The sequence below is a fragment of the Mesorhizobium sp. WSM4808 genome, assembly GCF_055811675.1.
The window spans coordinates 134,011-153,222 of sequence record NZ_JBVVQX010000008.1 but is presented as its reverse complement, the minus strand read 5'-3'; the positions used below and the strand labels follow the sequence as shown (position 1 = coordinate 153,222).

11 protein-coding genes are annotated in these 19,212 nt (G+C 61.7%); 4 read left to right on the top strand and 7 right to left on the bottom strand.

Going from position 1 to position 19,212, the window contains the following annotated elements; all coding sequences use genetic code 11:
• Window positions 1-724 precede the first annotated feature (724 nt).
• The 3 genes from AC0L2U_RS16550 to AC0L2U_RS16540 all read left to right on the top strand — a co-directional run bounded on the left by AC0L2U_RS16550 (window position 725) and on the right by AC0L2U_RS16540 (window position 6,230).
• Window positions 725-3,274: a caspase family protein gene (locus AC0L2U_RS16550; protein WP_473602227.1), complete on the top strand. Its 2,550-nt coding sequence runs from the start codon at window positions 725-727 to the stop codon at window positions 3,272-3,274.
• A 597-nt stretch (window positions 3,275-3,871) separates the two neighbouring features.
• Window positions 3,872-4,978, top strand: a complete 1,107-nt coding sequence (locus AC0L2U_RS16545) for an OmpA family protein (RefSeq protein WP_128287430.1) — start codon at window positions 3,872-3,874, stop codon at window positions 4,976-4,978.
• Window positions 4,979-4,985: 7 nt separating this feature from the next.
• Complete coding sequence (locus tag AC0L2U_RS16540; RefSeq protein ID WP_128287431.1) at window positions 4,986-6,230, top strand: caspase family protein; 1,245 nt, start codon at window positions 4,986-4,988, stop codon at window positions 6,228-6,230.
• Here AC0L2U_RS16540 and AC0L2U_RS16535 read toward each other — a convergent pair.
• The gene (locus AC0L2U_RS16535; protein ID WP_245486493.1) at window positions 6,212-6,844 is read right to left on the bottom strand and encodes a DUF6931 family protein; all 633 of its coding nucleotides are present in this window, start codon (window positions 6,842-6,844) and stop codon (window positions 6,212-6,214) included. The genes AC0L2U_RS16540 and AC0L2U_RS16535 overlap by 19 nt on opposite strands.
• 161 nt (window positions 6,845-7,005) lie before the next feature.
• On the opposite strand from AC0L2U_RS16535, the gene AC0L2U_RS16530 reads away from it, so the two are divergent.
• On the top strand, window positions 7,006-7,542 hold the full coding sequence (locus AC0L2U_RS16530) for an OmpA family protein (protein ID WP_473602226.1): 537 nt from the start codon (window positions 7,006-7,008) through the stop codon (window positions 7,540-7,542).
• A gap of 37 nt (window positions 7,543-7,579) precedes the next feature.
• Here the strand turns inward: AC0L2U_RS16530 and AC0L2U_RS16525 are convergent, their stop codons facing one another.
• The 6 genes from AC0L2U_RS16525 to tssM all read right to left on the bottom strand — a co-directional run bounded on the left by AC0L2U_RS16525 (window position 7,580) and on the right by tssM (window position 19,208).
• Window positions 7,580-9,193, bottom strand: a complete 1,614-nt coding sequence (locus tag AC0L2U_RS16525) for a caspase family protein (RefSeq protein WP_127321071.1) — start codon at window positions 9,191-9,193, stop codon at window positions 7,580-7,582.
• Window positions 9,194-9,406: 213 nt separating this feature from the next.
• Window positions 9,407-11,764, bottom strand: a complete 2,358-nt coding sequence (locus tag AC0L2U_RS16520; RefSeq protein ID WP_473602225.1) for a M23 family metallopeptidase — start codon at window positions 11,762-11,764, stop codon at window positions 9,407-9,409.
• Window positions 11,761-12,171 carry a DUF1036 domain-containing protein gene (locus AC0L2U_RS16515; RefSeq protein WP_164895545.1) on the bottom strand — a complete coding sequence of 137 codons (411 nt, stop codon included), beginning with the start codon at window positions 12,169-12,171 and terminating at the stop codon, window positions 11,761-11,763. Before AC0L2U_RS16515 ends, AC0L2U_RS16520 begins: the two co-directional genes overlap by 4 nt.
• A 105-nt stretch (window positions 12,172-12,276) precedes the next feature.
• Window positions 12,277-14,754, bottom strand: coding sequence for a serine/threonine-protein kinase (locus AC0L2U_RS16510; RefSeq protein ID WP_128287433.1), 2,478 nt, complete (start codon window positions 14,752-14,754; stop codon window positions 12,277-12,279).
• The gene (locus tag AC0L2U_RS16505; protein WP_128287434.1) at window positions 14,751-15,533 is read right to left on the bottom strand and encodes a PP2C family protein-serine/threonine phosphatase; all 783 of its coding nucleotides are present in this window, start codon (window positions 15,531-15,533) and stop codon (window positions 14,751-14,753) included. The genes AC0L2U_RS16510 and AC0L2U_RS16505 overlap by 4 nt, the downstream gene beginning before the upstream one ends.
• 159 nt (window positions 15,534-15,692) lie before the next feature.
• On the bottom strand, window positions 15,693-19,208 hold the full coding sequence (tssM, locus tag AC0L2U_RS16500; protein WP_473602223.1) for a type VI secretion system membrane subunit TssM: 3,516 nt from the start codon (window positions 19,206-19,208) through the stop codon (window positions 15,693-15,695).
• Window positions 19,209-19,212 lie beyond the last annotated feature (4 nt).

The following is a 19,212-nucleotide window of genomic DNA, read 5'->3' as shown; positions in this document are numbered from 1 at the left end:
GGTATTTAACTTGGGCGATGCAGCTATGTTCCTGCTTTTGCAAAAATTGCGCAGCCTCGTACGCGATGCAAGGTGCGTCTGTCCGTGTCGCCGGCGGAATATCCGCTGCCGAGATCGTGTTACCTATTGTGATACAAACGACACCCCGCAAGATGGAAAATGTAACAAAAACAGCTAGTGACGGGCTGAGTGATCCCAGCCAACGGTGCCATCGGTTTTCCAGTAAGTAATTGAATTTATTGTGAAAGTTTACCCTTGGCGACAAAATTTGTATCACAGTAGGTCTCACAATATTTATCATAAATAGTAATTGGGCGCGCTCGGAACGCGACGCGAAGTGATTGATACCAAAAAGTTTTTTGCGACACGCGATGATCATTGTCGGAAACCGCCAGTCTTGGCGAAGAAATCGCACCGGAAAGGCTTCGATGGGCCGCTTCCCGTCTACCGTGGGAGCCGATGGATGGCATCAGGCGCACCCGTCGCTGGATTGGGACTTGGCGGGTGCGTCCCATCCAGACAGCCATGCCGGTGCCGTTTGACACTCATTGCGGATGGCTCGGCTCTGAGGTAATTTAGATCCTGATCGGATGGGAAAGTGCCTGCTGTCGCGACGGTTTTTTGTTTTCTGTTCCTGTCTCGGCTGATTGTGAGCTCTTTAACAGCCTTGATACCGCAACCTTGGGGGCTTGTGGTCATCAGGTAGCGACGGTGGAAACAGGCCATGCTCCGACTTTGCGGATTCATCGCGGTCTTCTTCGTAGCGGCCCTTACGACCTTCGATGCGTCGGCCGATCGACGGGTCGCCCTGGTGATCGGCAATTCCGACTACCGGCAATTCCCGGCGCTGAAGAACCCGGTCAAGGATGCCGAGGACGTCTCCAAGACGTTTCGACTGGCAGGGTTCGAAGTTTTCGTTGCAAGCAATCTCACCAAGCTGCAGTTCGAAGAGCAGTTCCGCAATTATCTTGCCGCGATCGATGGCGCCGACCTCGCCGTCGTCTACTATTCCGGTCACGGTTTCCAGATCGGCGGCGAAAACTTCCTGATTCCCGTCGATGCCTCGTTGAAGCAGGCTGCGGACATCGAGGTCCAGGCCATCAAGCTCAACGATGTCCTGGAACAGATGCGTTCGAAATCGAAGATCCAGGTGATCGTCCTCGATGCCTGCCGCAACAATCCGTTCCCGCGCAAGAATTACTGGCTGAGAGACCAGCTTATCACCGGAGGCAACGCCGGGCTCGCGCAGGTCAGAAGCTCGCTGAACACACTCATTGCCTTTGCCACCGAGCCTGGGGCGGCGGCCTATGACGGCAGCGGCGACCTCAGTCCGTTTTCGGCGGCGTTTTCCCGTCGCGCGCTGGCCCCGAACCAGGAGATCCGCACGGTCATGGCGGCGGTGCGCCGGGATGTGGTGGAGGCAACAAAAGGCCTGCAGGTTCCCTGGGAGAACTCGTCGCTGATCGACGAAGTGGTGCTGATGCGCCGCAGCAACCGCCCCTCGCTGCCGCCGGTGCTTGAAAAGGTCGTGTTGTCGGGGGTCGGCCCGGTCGATTTAGGCCTGCCGGAACCGGTCGATGTCGACGGCGGAACGATCACCGTGAGCATCGAGAGACCACCTGCTCTCGGCCGCCTCATGCTGGACGGGAATCCTGTCGAGGTTGGCGAACCGATCCAGGGCAAGGACCTGCCGCGTTTGCAGATGGATGTGCCCAAGGGGGTCGACGCGCAGGACGAGGTGGATATGCTGGCCTACGCCACGCATGACAATTGGGGCGGTCAAAGCCAGGGCATCCTGGTGTTCCGGGTCAAAAGCGGCGAAGGGGCCCATGGCGAACAGGTCATGGCCTCGCTCGCGGCCGAGCAAAAGCAACAGGTGGTGGAGCGCGGCATTCATATCACAGGTGCCGCCGAGGCGATCGAAAACCGCGACATTGATGTTCCCGTTGGCGTGGGCCCGGTTGCGCTTAACCTGGATTTCCCGACCGACGATCCCGCGGTCAGTCTCAAAGTTTCGGCATATCCCGCGACAGGAACCCTTTCGCTCCCCGACAGAACCCTGTCACCTCAGTCCAGCCTGATGGCCGCTGAAGTCGAACGGCTGCGCTACGAACCTCAGATCGGAGTCGTCGCGCCGGTCGAGGTCGGCTTCGAAATCCGTGCGGACAGCGCTTCGTCCAAGCCCGCCACGATGAAGCTGTCGCCAAGCGTCGATCCGTGCGACTCCGCCGCCGGCGAGCCTCTGGACCTGCAAGGCGTCGTTCCCGGCCTGCTGCCGAACGAAATCGGCGCCAGCGCCGTGGAGGTTTGCGAAGCCGCTGTGAAGGCTTACCCCGATGTCCCACGCTTCCGCTACGAACTGGGGCGCGCGCTGCTTGCAGCCGGCAAGGTCGAGGAAGCGAAGACAGCCATCGAGGAGGCCGCCAAGAAGGGACATGTGCGCGCCGTGTTCGAGCTCGGCTACATGTATGCGACGGGAACCGGTATGGCCATCGACCGCACGCAAGCCAACGCTCTTTACGCAGCAGCATCCGACAAGGGCGATCCCTACGGCATGACGTCCTGGGGCCGTATCTTGTTCAACGGCAGGGGCGTCAAGCCCGATACCGCCAAGGGCCTGGACCTGCTGCTCAAGGCGGCGGCGATGGGGCACACCTATGCCATGAACGATCTCGCCGCGATCTTCACCGAGGGCCGCAACGGCGTGCCCGCCGATGCGACCCGGGCCGTTGCTTTCCTCGAGGCCGGCGTGCAGCGGCAGGACATGTATTCGATGAACCTGCTCGGGCGCAATTATCTCAACGGTCAGGGCGTTGAGAAGGATCCGAAGACGGCGCTGGGGCTCTTCCAGAAGGCCATGGACCTCGGCCAGCCCTACGCTCCGGGCAGCCTTGCGCGCATGTACCGGGACGGCGTCGGGGTCGAGCAGAACGTCGCCGAAGCGCAAAGGCTGTTCGAACTGGCGACCGCGCGGGGCGACCAGTCGAGTGCCTATGACCGCGCGGCCCTCGAAATGCAAAAGGCCGACAAGGCCGACCAGGCCGTCGCCGTGCGTTTCCTTGCATTCGCGGTCGCGCTCGATTTTCGCAAGGAACTGCCGGACGCCCAGAAGATACTGGCACAATTCGGGGCGAAGCCGAAAACGGCGGCGTTGAAAGCGCTGCGCCAAGAACTCAAGTCGAAGCTTCCCGCGTCCGGTTCGCTGGACGCACAACTGGTCAGCGTGGCCAGGCGAGTCTGGGAAGAAGCCAATCCGCGTCGGGACTTGTTCTGATCAACTGGGAGGCAAAGATGGGCAGGATATCGAAGCAAGCAATCATCGGAACAATTCTGTCCGGCGTCCTGGCGGGGCTCATGGGCTGCACGTCCTTGGTGCCCCAGCTTGAACCTACGCCGCTTGTGGCGAAGCCCCAGCCGAAGGTCGTTCGCACGGCGCCGCCGCGAAAGGTCGTCAAGAAGAAGATCGTCAAGAAAGTGGTCCAACCGGTTGAGGAGGTCCAGCCGGTTGAAGGGGTCCCTGTAAAGCCGCCTGTCTTTCCCACTGCGGGTGGAGGCGGAAGCGGAGGGGGAAGCAGCGGCGGTGGCGGCGGCTGGGGAGGAGGTTAACCAGTAGGTGTAAAGGGGGAGGCGTTTCCGCCGCAATCAGTAAATCCAGACGCCAAATCACACCGATCCGCCAACAAGCGCTGCTACCCCGGATGCAGCCTCCGCATCCCTGTACCCGCCTTAGCGCACCATCCCGCAACTTGAGCGCGAGCGACATTTTCACGCTTTCGCGACGACCGGCGCACCTGCTCGCCAAGCGGGTGCAAGTACTCTATGCTCCTGCCAGGTGTCGTGTCGATACGGTGGTCCTGGGCAGGGGCATTCCATGTTCGAAGTCGTCGCATTCTGGTGGAAGACGAGGCTGAAAGACCCCGCCACACGAGGTCTAGGCCTGATCGTCGCGCTTTCCGGCTTGCTGCTGCTCGGATCGCAAACCGCCAACGCCGCGCCGAACTGGACGCTTGATCCCACAGCATCAGTCATCACCTACCAGTCGGTTAAGAAGAACACGATCGTCGAGACCAACAAGATCAGGAACATCACCGGCACACTTAATTCGGCGGGTGATGCCAAGGTCACATTCGACCTCAATTCGGTCGATACCGGCGTCGACTTGCGCAACGTCCGCATGCGCTTCCTGTTCTTCGAGACATTCAAGTACCCGACGGCCGAGCTGACGGCCAAGGTGGATCCCGCCGCATTCGCCGATCTCGCGACAAAGCGCAGGGTGAAGTCGACGCTGCCTTTCCGTCTCAATCTGCACGGCGTCGACAAGGACCTCGAGGCCAGCATCGTCGTCACCATGATCAGTGACAACATGGTCTCCGTCGCTTCGGAGGCTCCGGTCGCGGTTCATGTGGAGGATTTCGGCCTGCTGCCGAATGTCGACAAGCTTCAGCAGGCGGCCAATGTGACCAACATCGTTCCGACCGCGTCGGTGTCCTTCGATTTCGTCTTCACCGCTGACGGCAGCAAGCCCGCCGCCGCCCAGACCGTCGCTGCAAGCACAGCCGACGTCGGCCCCGTTGCCACCGATGCCGCGAAGGCGAATTTCAGCGATGAGGAATGCCTGAACAGGTTTACCGTGCTCTCGCGCACTGGTGCGATCTACTTCCGTCCCGCCAGCGCGCGGCTCGATGCGAAAAGCCGGCCGTTGCTGACGGAGGTCGAAGGTGTCGTCGGCAAATGCCCAAGCTTGAAGGTCGAGGTCTCCGGTTACACCGATTCCGACGGGTCGCCGGACGCGAACAAGCTGCTCTCGGAGCGGCGAGCCCAGGCGGTTGCCGACGCCCTGATTGCCGAGGGCATTCCGCGCAATCAGATCAGCGCCGCCGGCTATGGCGAAGATCGGCCGGTTGCCGCCAACGATACGCCGAAGAACAAGGCGCTCAATCGGCGGATCGAGTTTTCCGCCTCCAAGCTCGTGAACTGAGGTTCCGGTGAGGTCCGATCTGATCGCCTGTTGCGGTGGCCTCTTTCGTGCCGCCGGGCTTGCCGCGCTTGCCTTGCTTTTGACTGTAACAGCCGCCAGTGCCGAGCGCCGGATCGCGCTGGTTCTGGGCAATTCCCAGTACCAGCACGCGGCGCCGCTCGCCAATCCGGTGCGCGACGCCCAGGCCATGGCCGAACGCTTGAAGAAACTCGACTTCGAGGTCTTTTCCGGCTTCGACCTGCCCAAGCTGCAAACACAGGCAACGATCGCCCAGTTCGCAAAGCAGGGGCGCGGTGCCGACATCGCCCTGTTCTTTTACGCCGGCCACGGCTTGCAGGTTTCGGGCAAGAACTACCTACTTCCAGTCGACGCCACGCTTGAGGACGAAACCTCCCTCGACTTCGAGGCCGTGTCGGTTGACCTCATTTTGCACCAGATGTCGCGAGAGACCAGCATCAGGCTGGTATTTCTCGACGCTTGCCGCGACAATTCCCTCGCGGAGATGCTGGCCAAGACCGCTGGCGGCAAAGGCGCAAGCAGCGGCCTTGCCGAAATCCCGATAGAGAAGGGCGGCGCCGGCACGCTCGTCGCTTTCGCCGCCAGTCCCAATCAACTCGCCTACGACGGGTCGGGCGAACATTCGCCTTTCACCTCGGCGCTGCTCAAGCATATCGGCGCACCGAACGTCCCCATCACCGAGGCCATGAACGGGGTCACCAGCGACGTCTTGAAGGCAACCACCGGCAAGCAACATCCCTGGATCAGCGTCTCGCTGACCACGGAGGTCGTTCTGCACAAGGTCGATCTCAATGCGCCATTGATCGTGGGCGAGGCGAGCGCGCCTCAGGCCGAAGGCGGATCCGACGCGCGCAACACCGGCGCTGCAAGCGCATCAGGCCAAAGCGACGACCAGCTTGCGCTCGATGTGCTGCGTCAGAAGATCCCTAGGCTGGGGTCGGACGCCCCGATCTTTTTCGACCATCCGATCGATTTCGGCGATCCGGCAATCGACGGCAAGAGCATCGCCCAGCTAATCAAGGGCAAACCCCTGTTCAGCCCGGTGGAGGGATTGGACAAGTCGGTATGGGAGGACAAACGCTGCGACGGCTGCCATGAATGGGACGAGGCACGGCTATGCGAACAGGCGAAAAATTTCGCCACCAACGATGCTTCCGTTTTGCGCCTGCAACATCCACTTGGAACGCGCTTCAAGGTGGCGCTTGCCAAATGGGCTCAAGGTGGCTGCAAGTAAGCATCCGCCGATTGGCGCAGCGCCTCGATCTCGGCCATCTGGATGCCCATTTCGACAAACGCGGAAAGAACGGCAAAGCGGTCCACCAGTGCGACACGCGCCAGCCCGGCCAGAACACCGGCATTGACTGCATGGGCGGCAGGAAACGTTAAGGCCGATGGTGCTTCTGCGCCGACAACAGATCCGACAATAAAGGAACCGTTGTCACGCCATCCCGCCGCCCGGGCAATCCAGGCTCCCGGGGTTGTTGGCGGCGTTGCCTCTGCCTGGCTCACTGCGGCGCGATGGTGGGGGCTGTCCGGTTCACCAACCCAGTCGCGAACATAGGCGAGCAACTCGTGATCAGTCCCATCGAGCAACTCGCTCAGATGGCTCAGGCATTCATGCGCCCACCAGACCGCAGCCCGATCGGGAAGCAGGTAGGCACAGAACGTGATCGCCTCTTCGGGAACGCGCCCGGCGAGCAGGTCGCGGCAAAATTCGATCGATTGCTGTTCGGTTGGAAGGGCTCTCATGTCCCGGGCAATAGCGGGACAAGCCATGAAGAGATCCTGTGCCGTTTTGAATCGGAGCTCATTGGCCATGACCGCCACGCCTTCATCGAGAAGCTCCAACCACTCAAGCCCCAGGCGCGGCGCGGGTCAAGTCTCAACCGGTGACGCTGCAACAACTGCCGGCACCGCCGCATCCCCTGGCGTTTATCGACAGACAATTGCCCCGGAATTTGGTATGATCACCACCATCGAAATCGGATGCTCAAGCAGGAGTAACCGCTATGCAGTGGGGCAGTTCAGCCTTGGTGTTGGCAGTCGTGTTTTTCTCGACTCACGCTTCCGCCGACCCTGTTCAGAAATCAGAAGACATCGTGAAGTTTTTTGCCGGCGCCGCCGACCTCGGTAAGTCGCGAGGAATTTGTGTAGGAACCGAGGAAGAGTGCAAGAGCAAGACCAAGGCAAAAGACGCGCCGGCCGAAAAATCCAGCCTCGATATGCTGATCAATTTCGGGTTGGATTCGGCCGAACTCGACGCGACAGCGCGCAGTGAACTCGACGAGTTCGCCAAGGCCTTGAAGGACAGGCGGCTGAGCACATTCAACTTCGTTGTCGAAGGCTACACCGATGCCACCGGCACGGTCCACTACAACGAAGGCCTGTCGCAACGGCGAGCGCAATCGGTGGCAGCCTTCCTGACGGCCAATGGTGTCGAGGCCCCCCGCATCAACCCGATCGGCATGGGCGAAAAGAATCCGCGCAGCCCCAACCCGTACGATCCGGCTAACCGCCGCGTGGAAATGCGGATAAAGACGCAATAGCACCTACCGCGTGCCACTGTTCCAGGAACGCCGGCGGTCAGTTCTTGAGCACGCCGCCCACAGCCACACCGGTGCCGAAGATCAGCGCCTTGGTGAGGAAGTCGTTGTTATCCCGGGGCGGCGGAAGATCATCATCCTGCCGCACCACTGTGTCCCGGTTGCGCCGCTTCTGAACGACCTGCTGTTGTTTGCGGGGTTTCTGTGCCACCGGTCTCTGCGTGCGGACCTTCTTTACCACCTGTTTTTTCGGCTGCGTCGCACGGGCCTGATCGGCAGCATATCTGGCGCGCACGGTTTCCATCATCGGATCAGTCTGGATCACCAGGAATGCAAGTTGCTCGCGTGTCAGATAGCTGGTCTGCGGCAGGCCGTTCTCCACCTGCCAAATACCGATCGCCTGGCGGGTCTGTGGGCCTATGTTTCCGTCGACGCGGCCAAGCTCGTTGCCCAACGCTTCGATGCGCAATTGCAAGTCGATGCGACCCTGGCGGTCGAGGCCAATGGCATTTTCCGTCAACTCGGTGCCCGGTGTTTGCTTCACCTCGTCGGGGACGCCGACCGAGGTGCGCACTGCGGAGCCGGAACTGGCGTTCGCCTGGTCCGTATCGAGTGCCGCGACCTGCCGGTTCTGGGCTTCCGGGTCGTTCAATTCGTCGATGTTCAGCCGCGCCACCGTGGCGAAGCGGCCGTTTGGGAACTGCTCGAGATAGGCCTCGTAGAACGGCACCGAGTTGCGCTTGGAGGCTTCATCCCAGAGCCGCTGCTCGACTTCCCAGGAAGGCGGGTCACCAACCACCAGCGTGGGGGCGGTTGCCGCCCCGGCATTGGCAGGCTGTGCTTCAGGCGCCGCCACGACAACGGGTTTTCCAATGAAGACCTCGCGCCCCAGCGACGCGTTGTGCCAAGGCCTCTGGCGACCTTGCGTCGTCTCGGTCACTTCGCCGCGCACGCGCGTCAGCGCGCTCTGGATCTCAATGCCGGGTTCGGTCAGGTGCCTGGCGAGCGCCGTGGAGTAAGGGCTGTTGACGCCGTTGCCGTCGAAAGCGATGGCGCCCGGATCGGTTGCATAGGCGATCAGGATGCCGCCCGTGCCTACGCCGTCCGATCTTGCTTCGATCGGTGCCAGACCGGACCCCAACGAACGCGACTTCGGCAGCGAGGCGGCCAGCGTCCTGGCGAGCGGATTGTCGCGGCAGGCATCGAGTATGATCACGCCGACCGCCGGATCGGGCGGCAGCGCCGCCAAGAAGTCGTCGACCTGAATGGTGCGGGTCTTGAGATAGGCCGGCGACGTCAACTCGGCGTCGACCGGTATCACGAAATTCTTGCCGTCGACCTGCATGCCGTGCCCGGCATAAAAGATGACGGCGAGGTCGGCATCGTAAGACTGCTCTGTGAACCGGCTGATGAGGCTGTGCATGCCGGCATTGTCCTGATCCATCCCCTCGATCACCTCGAAGCCGGCATTGCGCAGCGTGGAGGCGATGAGGTGCGCGTCGTTGGCGGGGTTGGGCAAAGCGACAGCATGAATGTATTTGCTGTTGCCGATGACCAGCGCAACGCGCTTGGCGTCGGGCGTGGCTGCCTCGGCGCTGAACGCGGCAAGGACAAAAAGGAAAAATCCCCTCAGAAATACGGTCAACGCTTTCATGGACCAGCCCTCCGCCCACCAGGGCGCACTGTTGATGTCTGCGCATGCTAAATTTCGTCAGCGACAAGGTCGCTTATGCCAAAATGGCTCTTGGGCTTTTGTGATCCTGACCACAGTCTTGGTTCACAAAGGACCCGAAAAAGTTTGCTATTGTAACACTTGGCAGCAGGAACACCAATGGTCTGGAGCGAAACGCGCGCCGCGCGGGGCGGGTCAAATCGAGCCTATTAGAGTCGTAATCGCCTGCTTGTATTTTTCGAACTCCGGCGATGTCTGGCGGACTTCCGTCGTGGTCGATACCGGTTGGCCTGCGCCGGTCCCCGCGGGGCTGAGCTTTCGGCCCATTTTCCTTTCGGCCCAGTCCACGACATAGCCGGCGGTCTTGCCGGTGAGGAACGGGTTGGCCTGAATGACGGCCGACCCGAGCACGGCGCTCAATTGCGCCGAACCCGACGCCGACAGCACCTGATGCGCGCCTTCCATGCCCAGGAAATGGCAGAGATAGAGCCGGCCGGCTGTGATCTGGTGGCCTCGCGCCCGAAGATAGGCCTCACCCTCGCGCGCAAGATTGCGCACCATCTCGCGCGAGATCGTGTAGTCGTAGCGCAGAGCAAGGAGATCCGCATTTGAAAGTGTGCGCGCCAGTTCGGGACGGTAGGTGTTCATCATCCTGATCCAGGTCTTCGATATGAATTGGCCGGCACCGGTTGCTGAAGAAAGCGGGTTCTTGGCGCGGGCGCTGCCACCACTTTCGACATGAACGATACGGTCGGTCAGTGTTTCGACAGCAGGATCGCTCGTTGCGACCGCGGCGGTCACCGTGCCCAGCGGGTCGATCGCCCCGCCATTCTGATAGAGCTCGAAATGCAGATGCGGCCCGGTCGACAGGCCGGTGGTGCCGATATAGCCAATGATGTCGCCGGCCTTCACCTTTGTGCCGACACCGCTTGCGATTGCGAATTTCTGCATATGCGCGTAGCGCGTCTCGCGTCCGGTGGCATGCGCAATCTTCACCAGGTTGCCGTAACCACCGCCGTCGCCCTGGAAGGCGATCTCGCCGTCGAAGGCGGCTGCGATCGGCGTACCCGAGGGGGCTGCCCAATCGACGCCCTTGTGGATGCGAACCACGCCCAGAATTGGGTGCTTGCGCGGACCGAAGGTGGACGTCATGACCCCGTTGACCGGCGTGACCATGCCGTTGGTGACCGTCAGCGAGCGAACCTGATCGTCGCCGGTAACGCACGCAAACTGACTGTCGCTCTGCTGGAAGACGAAGCATTCGAGGCTCTTTTCAGTACCCTGCACACCGACATACAGCACGCGTCCGTCGGTCTCGCCCTTGCCGCGGGGCGTTTGCGAATAGAGCAGGACAAGGCGCTGGTCCTCGCTGGCGAAGGCGTCCAGATCCTGTCCTCTCGACAGGTACATGATCGCTTCGCCGATCACGCCGGTCGGAACTTTGTTGCGCGCAGCCGTCGAATAGATTGCGTCGAGCAGGCGATATTGCCGCTTGTGCGTGCCTTCTTCCGGTGCACCCGAATAGTTGAACAGATCTTCGCGGACCCAGGGATCGACACCCGATACGAATGCACCCGCGGCGTTGCGCGTCAGCGTGCCGACAAAGACGTTCTTGGCGTAGATCGACACCTGCATGAGCGACATTGTTGTCGTCTCGCGCGTCGGCCTGAAACCACGCATGGCGACGACATAACCCGGTTCCAGGCCTTCGCGGTTGAAAAGCGCCTTCAGCGCTTCGCCCGCCCGCCTGGCGTCCTCGACGGAGAAATGCGCATCGAGCGCAACGCTGTCCAGGCTGCGGTCGTTGAGGATTTTCACGAACGTGTCTTCGGTCGCCTCGAACCGCTGATACTCATTCGTGACGGTTGCGACACTCGTGTTGTTTTCGATCTGTGTCTTCTGGAATGCGGGCAGGGCTGCTTCGCCTGCATCGATTGTTTCACCCCAGCCGGCTTCGGGATCGTCGGTGCCCATCTGCTGCCCCGAAGCAGCCGGAGCCTCGTTGGGGGCAGGCGAGGGCTGAAGATCGTTCTGCAGATCCCCCGCCGGCGGCTGAAGATCGTCCTGCAGATCGTTGGACGGCGGCGGGGCGGTCTGCCGTTGCGCCTGGAAGAATGCGAAGTCTTCCTGCGTCGACGGTATCGTCGTCATGAATTTTTCGCTGGCGCTGAGCATCACATCCGACAGGATTTCGATCTGCGGAGAAATCCCGGCCTGATCGAGATCCGCCGGCTTCGCGATCGAACGGCCCCTCGACGTGGCGTCGGCGTCGGGGGCAGGGGTGATCCACATCGGGTCCCCGGCAAGGTCGATAATGGCAGGCACATAGACCGATGCATCGGCCGGCACGTCGTCCACCCCTTCGACCGCGTGAAGCTCTTCGTCTTCGTCGCCGAACGACCAATAATCGGCGGTGAGGTAGAAGCCCACGGCGATCGACAGCATGATGATCGCGGCAAGACCGGCAAGCAGCCGGCGCCAGAGCTTGCGTCTGCGAAGCGCAAGGCGCTCCTGCTTCTTCTGTCTGAAGCTCATGTCGATACTGTGCGTCACGGGCTGCTTCCGGTCAGGAAGAACGTCCACCGCACCTGTTCGAGCGTATCGACTTCGAGAAATTGCGCCGCGATATGGCCGCGCTGCCAGCATTCGTCGATGCCGCGGACCGAGAAACGCCGCCGCTCGATGCACATTTCGGTCGATCCGGTGAGGATCGCATGGCCAAACACGTCCGTGGCATAGATGTAGATGTAGCGGTTCGTCAGTTCCTCGCGGATGACGTTCACGCATTGATTTGCGCCGATGGTCCACCAGCCGTCGGTCTGGTCCGCATTGTCGATCTTCTGGCCGACTGCGAGATTGACGACGTCGAGTGTCTGATTGCAGACCGTGAATTCGGCTCGCGCTTCGCCCGATGACAGCACGGCCAGCAGCGCGGCGCCCGCGATGACCGCAAGCTTCATGCGGCCCGTGAGCGCAAGCAGGGCTCGAACCGGATCACACTGCTTTATGGGCAGGTCGGCGGACGAGTGGGGCAAACACGAGCAGCGTTCCATCGGGCGCCCATGCTATCCGCCGAGCCGGAAATACTTGGCAGTGGCTGAGAACTGAGATCCGTCGGTCTCGATTTCCTCGAGAATCTTGGGCAGCAGCACTGAGGCCGACGTCGGCGTGGAGAACGCAGCCGCCTGAATATCCTGGGGCCCCGTGATCACCATTATGATCTGCGGCACAGCCTTTCCGGCGGCCTTGTCGGCGGCGCCGAGGCCGATCGGGATGCTGAAGGTAGCCTTGTCCGATTGTGCGACGATGCGGTCGTCGAGATTGAACACCATGCCTTTGTGATCGATCAGCAACACGCTGGAAATGAGCCCGCCACGCGTCACCAGCGTGCCGCTGATCGGCGTACCGTTCGGCACCGATGTCCGGTCGAGAACAAGCTGCGGCTTGTCGGCCGCGGTCTGCCCCAGAAAGCGCAGAAAATTGGTGACTTCGCATTGGCTCGGCTCAATGAGGCGGACGCTGATGTCCGGCTCGACATGGAATTTTGCCTGGAAATCGCCCAGCATGCGTTCGAATGGCTGGACCGCCGTTCCAAAGCCTTCGATCGCGGCGGCCGTGTCGGTTGCCGAATTCATGCTCGCATAGAAACAGTCGCCGCCGCCGAAGTCGCGAACCCAGGAGATTCGTTGCGCGATGTCGTCGACGGCCGGGGGAACCGTCGGTTTGGGCACGTTCAACACGACGACAGGTTGGTCCGGCTGTTTGGCCGCCGGTGGCACGGTCTTTTGGCTCTCGGCGTCCGCGATATCCGTCTGGCTTGCAGTGGGTTTGGGGGCCGGCGCGGCCACCTGGGGCGCTGCCGGCTGGCTGATCTTTGGCTCGGGCTTTTGGCTCTCCACAACCTCCGGCTGGGCCGGCGGCGCCTTTTCGGACGGCTGCTGCGCGTCCGTTGCCGATGACTTCGGGGGGGCCTCGACCTGCGAGGGGACAGTGGGCTTCGCCGGCTCCGGCGTTTGCACTGCCCTGGCATCAGCCTGGCTTCCAGCCGGCGGCAGGCTCGCCTCTGTTTGCGGTTGCGCTTCCATTGCCGGTGGCTTCGCGGGTTCCTCGGTCTGCGAAGGGAGTTCGGCCGGCTTGGCCGGTTGCGGCTTTTGAGCCGCCGCGGCATCTGGCTGGTTTTCAGCCGGCGGTACGCCGACCTCCGGCTGCACGGGCGGAACTGGCTTTGCCGGCTCAGGGGCGTTCGCGACTTTGTCGGCGGAGGTCGGCTTTGACGTTTCCGGTGCAGGCTTTGATGGTTCGGGCGCGGAAAGCGATGTCTCGCCGGCAGTCGGCGTCGCCGGCGTCATGAACCCGCTCAGATACAGGCCCGCGCCTGAGGCGACAGCCAGCGTCGCCAAGGCAGCGATCGCGATGGTTCGGGTCTTTGTGGATTTCTTGGGCATATCCGCCGTGACCGCGCGTGGCGGGCCGGCGACCGGCGAAGGCTGCGGTTCGGACAAATGCGCGGGCCGGACATGCGGGACGAAGCGCTGCTCGCCCGGGCTCGTTGCCGTCGGCGCGTTATGTCCCGCGACATTGGATGGCTGGGGCTGGCCCTTGGGATCAGTAGCAAGGGTTTGCCCGGCTGGCGGCAAAGCCGGCCGGTTGCGGGGTGTGATGGACGTCGGCGGCTTTGTTTCTTCGTCTTCGCCACGCGTCATCCTGGCGATATCAGCCATGCTGACCGGCCGGTCTCGCGGATCCGGTTGCAGCATGGCTTCGACAATGTCACGAAAATCGTCGTCGATGTCGGAGAGGTCAGGCACGGCCCGGCGCTTTTCGATGATCTCGAGCTGCGATCCGCTCATGTCGATCGGCTTCCCGCGCAGAGCGGCAGCCAGCACCAGTCCAAGGCTGTAGATGTCGGACTGTTCACTGACGTCGCCGCTGTACAGCCCGAGCTGTTCGGGTGAAACGTAGTTGTACTTTCCCGCGAACTTCCCGCCGATCAGCGTCTCCCCGCCTACGGTCGCTGATCGCGCTATGCCAAAATCGATGATCTTTGCGCGGTCGACCCGGCCCCCTGGCAGGATGATATTGTCCGGCGAGAGGTCGCGATGGATTGCTCCCGCTTGATGCACGGCGCTCAGGCCGGATGCGAGGCGATGGCAGAGCTTGCGCACCTCTTCCGTCGGCATCGGGCCACGTCGCATGATGTCGTACAGCGACGCGCCGTCGACGAATTCCATGGCAAGGTAGGGACGGCCGATCCCGGGATCGATGGTGAAGACGTGGTATCGCACGACTGCGTCATGCGACAGGTGGTTGAGGATCGAGGCCTCCTTGCGGAACAAGGACAAGATCGTCTGGTCACGGGCAAACTCGGGCAGGACGATCTTGATCGCGACGTGGTCTCCGGTCTGGATGTTGTGGCCACGGTAGACCTCGCCCATGCCGCCGAATGCGATCCGCTCGTCAAGTTCATAGATGCCGCTGAGCTGCGTGCCTACGGCGGTATTGGCCACCTGCGGCGATATTCGCGTCTTGTCGTCGGCGCTCATCGGCCTCGGCCCTCCGCTCCGGACAAATCAGGGTGGAGCGATTGTCCGTTGCGCCCTTTTTTGATCTTCACCAGCACGATGGTGACATTGTCTGTTCCGCCCCGCGTCAGCACCGTTTCGAGCAGATTTTCGCACGCCGCCTGAGGGGGCGCCGATACGACCGCGGCCTCGATTTCAGCGTCGGTGACATGCGCCGTCAGCCCATCGGTGCTCAACACAAAAATGTCCCCTGGCATCAGTTCGCCTTGTTGGAAATCGATGACGAATTCCTCGCTGACGCCGACAGCATGCGTGATGACATTGCGGCGTGGCCAGGTGAGCGCCTCGGCTGCACTGATCATGCCTCGATCGAGGAGTTCCTGCACTTCGGTGTGGTCTTTCGAAATCTGCGAGATCGAGGCGTTGCGGATCAGATAGATCCGGCTGTCGCCCGCCCACAGGCAGGCAAACCGTCCGTCCATCGCCAACAGGGCGGCGACCGTGGAACCGATGGTTATGCCGCGAGATTCCGATATGCCGCGGATCTCTGCATTGGCGCGGCTCAGCCGGTCCTCGAAGCGCGCCCTCAGATCCGGAGCGGAGCTTGCGATGCCGATCGTGGCCAGATGGTCGACAATGCTGGCTGAGGCGACCTCTCCGGCCTCATGCCCGCCCATTCCGTCGGCCACCGCCCAAAGGCCGGTTCGTGGCTCGAGCAGATAGCTGTCCTCATTGAGCTCGCGGACACAGCCTTTGTGGCTCACGCCGAAGCTCTCGAAGAGAAGGGCGACATCGTTCAATTTGCCACCAAGCGCTTCTCAAGCGCCCTCCACGGCGCACCGCCGGGTGCCCGCTCGAGCCACTTTGCCACAGGCACGAACATTAGAGTATCGAAATTAAGGTCCGGGCGCCTGTGGCTCATGCAGGGTGTCACCGCATTGAAAAACTCGAAGCCCATCTCAAAATGCCTTCGGACAGCTGAATCCGGAAAGTGCGGAAAGGAAGAAGGGGCCTGAGCCACTCTGGATCGTATAGGTGACGTCGCGCCCGCCGATCACGAAGCGCGCTTCGACATTGGTGTCGGTGCCGGTGATGGTCGCCTTGTCCATGAGCCGCTTCAGCGCCCATGGCCCTTCGAACTTGATGGTGGATTCGCGGCCTGGCATTTCCGGCGTCAGGCTCAGGCTGGCGGAGCCGGAGGCCGAGCCGCTCGGCCAGGTCACGGTGCTTGGCGCGTTGCCCGCCTGGTTGCTCTGGACGGTCTGACCGTCGACATCGAGCACCGCCGCATCGGCATCGCCATGCAGCGAGAACGGCGTGAAGGTCACGCTGACCGAGGGCACCGAACCGCCCTTGGGAAAAAAGGCGCTGCGGATTTCGGCCGCCAGCTGGAAGTTTTTCAGCGTCGACTTCGACAGGTCGCGGCCGAAGCGCGCATCCTGTTTCCAGCTCCAGTCCTGACCGGTCATATCGATCAACGATGCGAGGTTCTGTGCGAAGAACCGGTCCATCAGCCCGCCCGGAGCGAACAGTTTGGCAAAATCCGCCATCGCGATGTCCTCGGTGCCATTGCCGGCGAAAGGATAACGGCCGTTGACCGCCGCCTCGCAGGGCTGTGTGACCGTCTGGTCGAGCATCTGGTTCAAATTTGCCACCGAGGTCTCGGTGACGTTGCCTTCAAACTCGTCCGCCGTCGCATTGACCATCCGACCGAGCTGCTTGGGTAGTCGCGAGACATTGGCGCGAAGGGTGGCTATCTGGAGCTGCAGGTTTGCGTTGACGCGTTCCGTCTGGGAGGGAACGTCGGTCGCCAGTTGCAGGCTCTGGTAGATATCGCGGAAATTCTGGGTCAAGGCATCGATCGGGCGGTGTCCGGCAGGACCGCTCACCAAGGCCTGGAATGACCTGAATTGTGCTTCGATGTTGGCCCCGGGATTCTGGTTTTCCGCGTTTGCGGATCCTGCGCCGGCACGGCTTTGCGATTTTCCGGTGGCGATTTGAATGCCGATGCGAGCCAGACCCTTGGCCATGTTTGCGGCGTCTTGTGACTGGCCTTGAACAGCGTCCCGCGTCAGAGCTGTTTCGTCGGCGATCGCCGTAAACAGCTGTTCGATCGGCGAGGTTGGCGAGGCGACGGCGGAAAGCGCGATATAGTGCGGCTTGTCCTTCAGCATCGCCTTGAATTTCAACCCGTCGAGAACGCTGTTCCACGCCGTTGCGAACTCCTTGCCATAGCGATCGAGAAGTTCGGGACCGAGCTTGGGCAACTCCTGATCGATGCCGCCTTGCTCGCCGCCGCCACCGAGGACCCACTGGTCGTCGACGAGCGTCTGGGCAATGCGGGAGAGTTGCCCGAGATAGAAGGTATTGAAGCCGGCATAGGTATAGAGGCCGGGAACACGAAGGCTCGACAGATCGCCGCCATCGACACGCTCGAACAGCAGCTGCGCTTCCGGGCCGCTTTTCAGGGAAACAGAAAAATCATCCAGCGCTGCCGCGTATACTGCGGACTTGACCAAAGCGGAGGCACGGTCGGCAAGGCTCATGCGCCCGAGCGACCGTTGGGCGGCTTCGACGAGCGGCTGGTTGAGTTCGAAAACCGGATCGTAGGCATCGTCCAAGGCAAGCATGGCGCGCAGGTGCTTTTCGAGCTGCTCGCGTCCTTCGCGGTTGTTTTCACCTGGATACCGGTTCTGCTCCCAATCCTGCTTCATCCAGGAGATGATCAACGCGTCGTCGACCTTCGGCGCCTTGCCGCCAAGCATCAGATAGATTTTCAACGGTTCGTAGAGCGCGGCGGGATCAGCCATCCTGGCCTGGATCGTCCGCTCGGCCTGGATCAGCAGGCGCGATCGGAACATTCGTTCCAGCGCTTCCCGGTAAGCCGTCTTGGATGCCGAAAGAAGTCTCTCCCGCTGGCTGAGGCCGAACGTCTCCTCGATCGTTGTCGGCGCGTCGCCGGTTTCGAACCCAGCCGGCAGATTGCGCAACTGGTCGAGCGGGCCAATAACGTTTTCGAGGTCGACATCGGTGACCTCGGTGCTTTTGAGCAGCGCGTCCGCCGTCTGGCGATACTGGCTCACGGCCTGCGTGGTGGAGGCGATCAGCGACCTGTTGGCTGTGAAGCTCAGGGCCAGGGTACCGAGGGCCGCCGCAGCGATCAACGCGATGGCGCCAAGGCCAGCGAACCTGGCGATCGTTGCACGTCTTACGGCTGATTTGTCATACGAAACCCCTCCGGATTCGGCAAAAATGACGTCCGTCAGCAGATCGTGCAAAAAGAAGCTCTTGCCGGTTCCGGAAAGATGGGCGCGGGGATTGCTGCCAAAATTGCGGCCGATCGCGCCCAACACCTGATCGATTGGCGTTCCCTCTTGCGTGCCTGAAGAAAAATAGAGTCCACGCAGGCTGACATTCACCTGGCTGCGGGTCGGATCGAACAGGCTGGCGATGAAATTCGTAATTCGCTCCTTCAGTGCGCCAAACTGCGCCGGAAAGCCAAAGACGGATATGCGCGCGACCGGATCAGCCTCTTCCTGAAGGCGGTCAGGTATCTCCTCTGCCAGGCGTCTTGCCAGTGTATCGAATTCGGCCGGAGCCTCGGCGGCCATATTCTTGTTGCGATCCGTGGTCTGGAATGTCGCACCCCAGACCTTGCGTCGGCGGGGCTCGTCGAAGCCGCCGAAGTAATCCATGAACCCTGAAACCAGGTCGGCCTTGGTGAACAGCAGGTACACCGGAAACTGGATTTTCAGCGTCTCGTGGATTTCCCGCAGACGACTGCGTATCTCGACGACGTGAGCGTCAAGCTGCTGATCGTCGAGGCTGACGAGGTCGGCGAGGCTGATGGCCAGGATGACGCCGTTTATCGGTTGCCGCGTGCGGGCTCTCTTGAGCAGTGACAAGAAGGCAAGCCAGCTCTTTTTGTCGGTCTCGGCATTGGAATCCTGCGTCGTGTAGCGTCCTGCTGTGTCGATCAGGACGGCCTGGTCGGTAAACCACCAGTCGCAGGAGCGTGTTCCGCCAACGCCCGCAACTGGCTGGGCATCACCCGAACCGGCCAGCGGAAAATTCAGACCCGAATTGACCAGCGCCGTTGTCTTGCCGGCGCCGGGCGGGCCGATGACGATGTACCAGGGGATCTCATAAAGGAAATTGCGTTTGCCGCTCGACCGCTTGAGCGCCGCCACGGCCTCATTCATGCGGGCTTCGAGCACACGCGAGTCGTCATCGCGGTCGTCATTGCGCGCGACCACGGTTTCCAGCTCTTTTTGCGCTTTTCTCGCTTGCCAGAAACGCAGGCCGTAGAAAAGCGCGAGCGCTGCCACGATCACCCCGATGATAGTCGCGCGCAGCCAGGCTGGCCCGAGAGGACGGGTATCGGCGAAGCGGATCAAGGGTCCGGCAAACCACACTGCCGCCGCAAAGCCGGCCAGCGCGATCATGCTGAATATCCGCAGCAGCCAACGCGTCATGGCC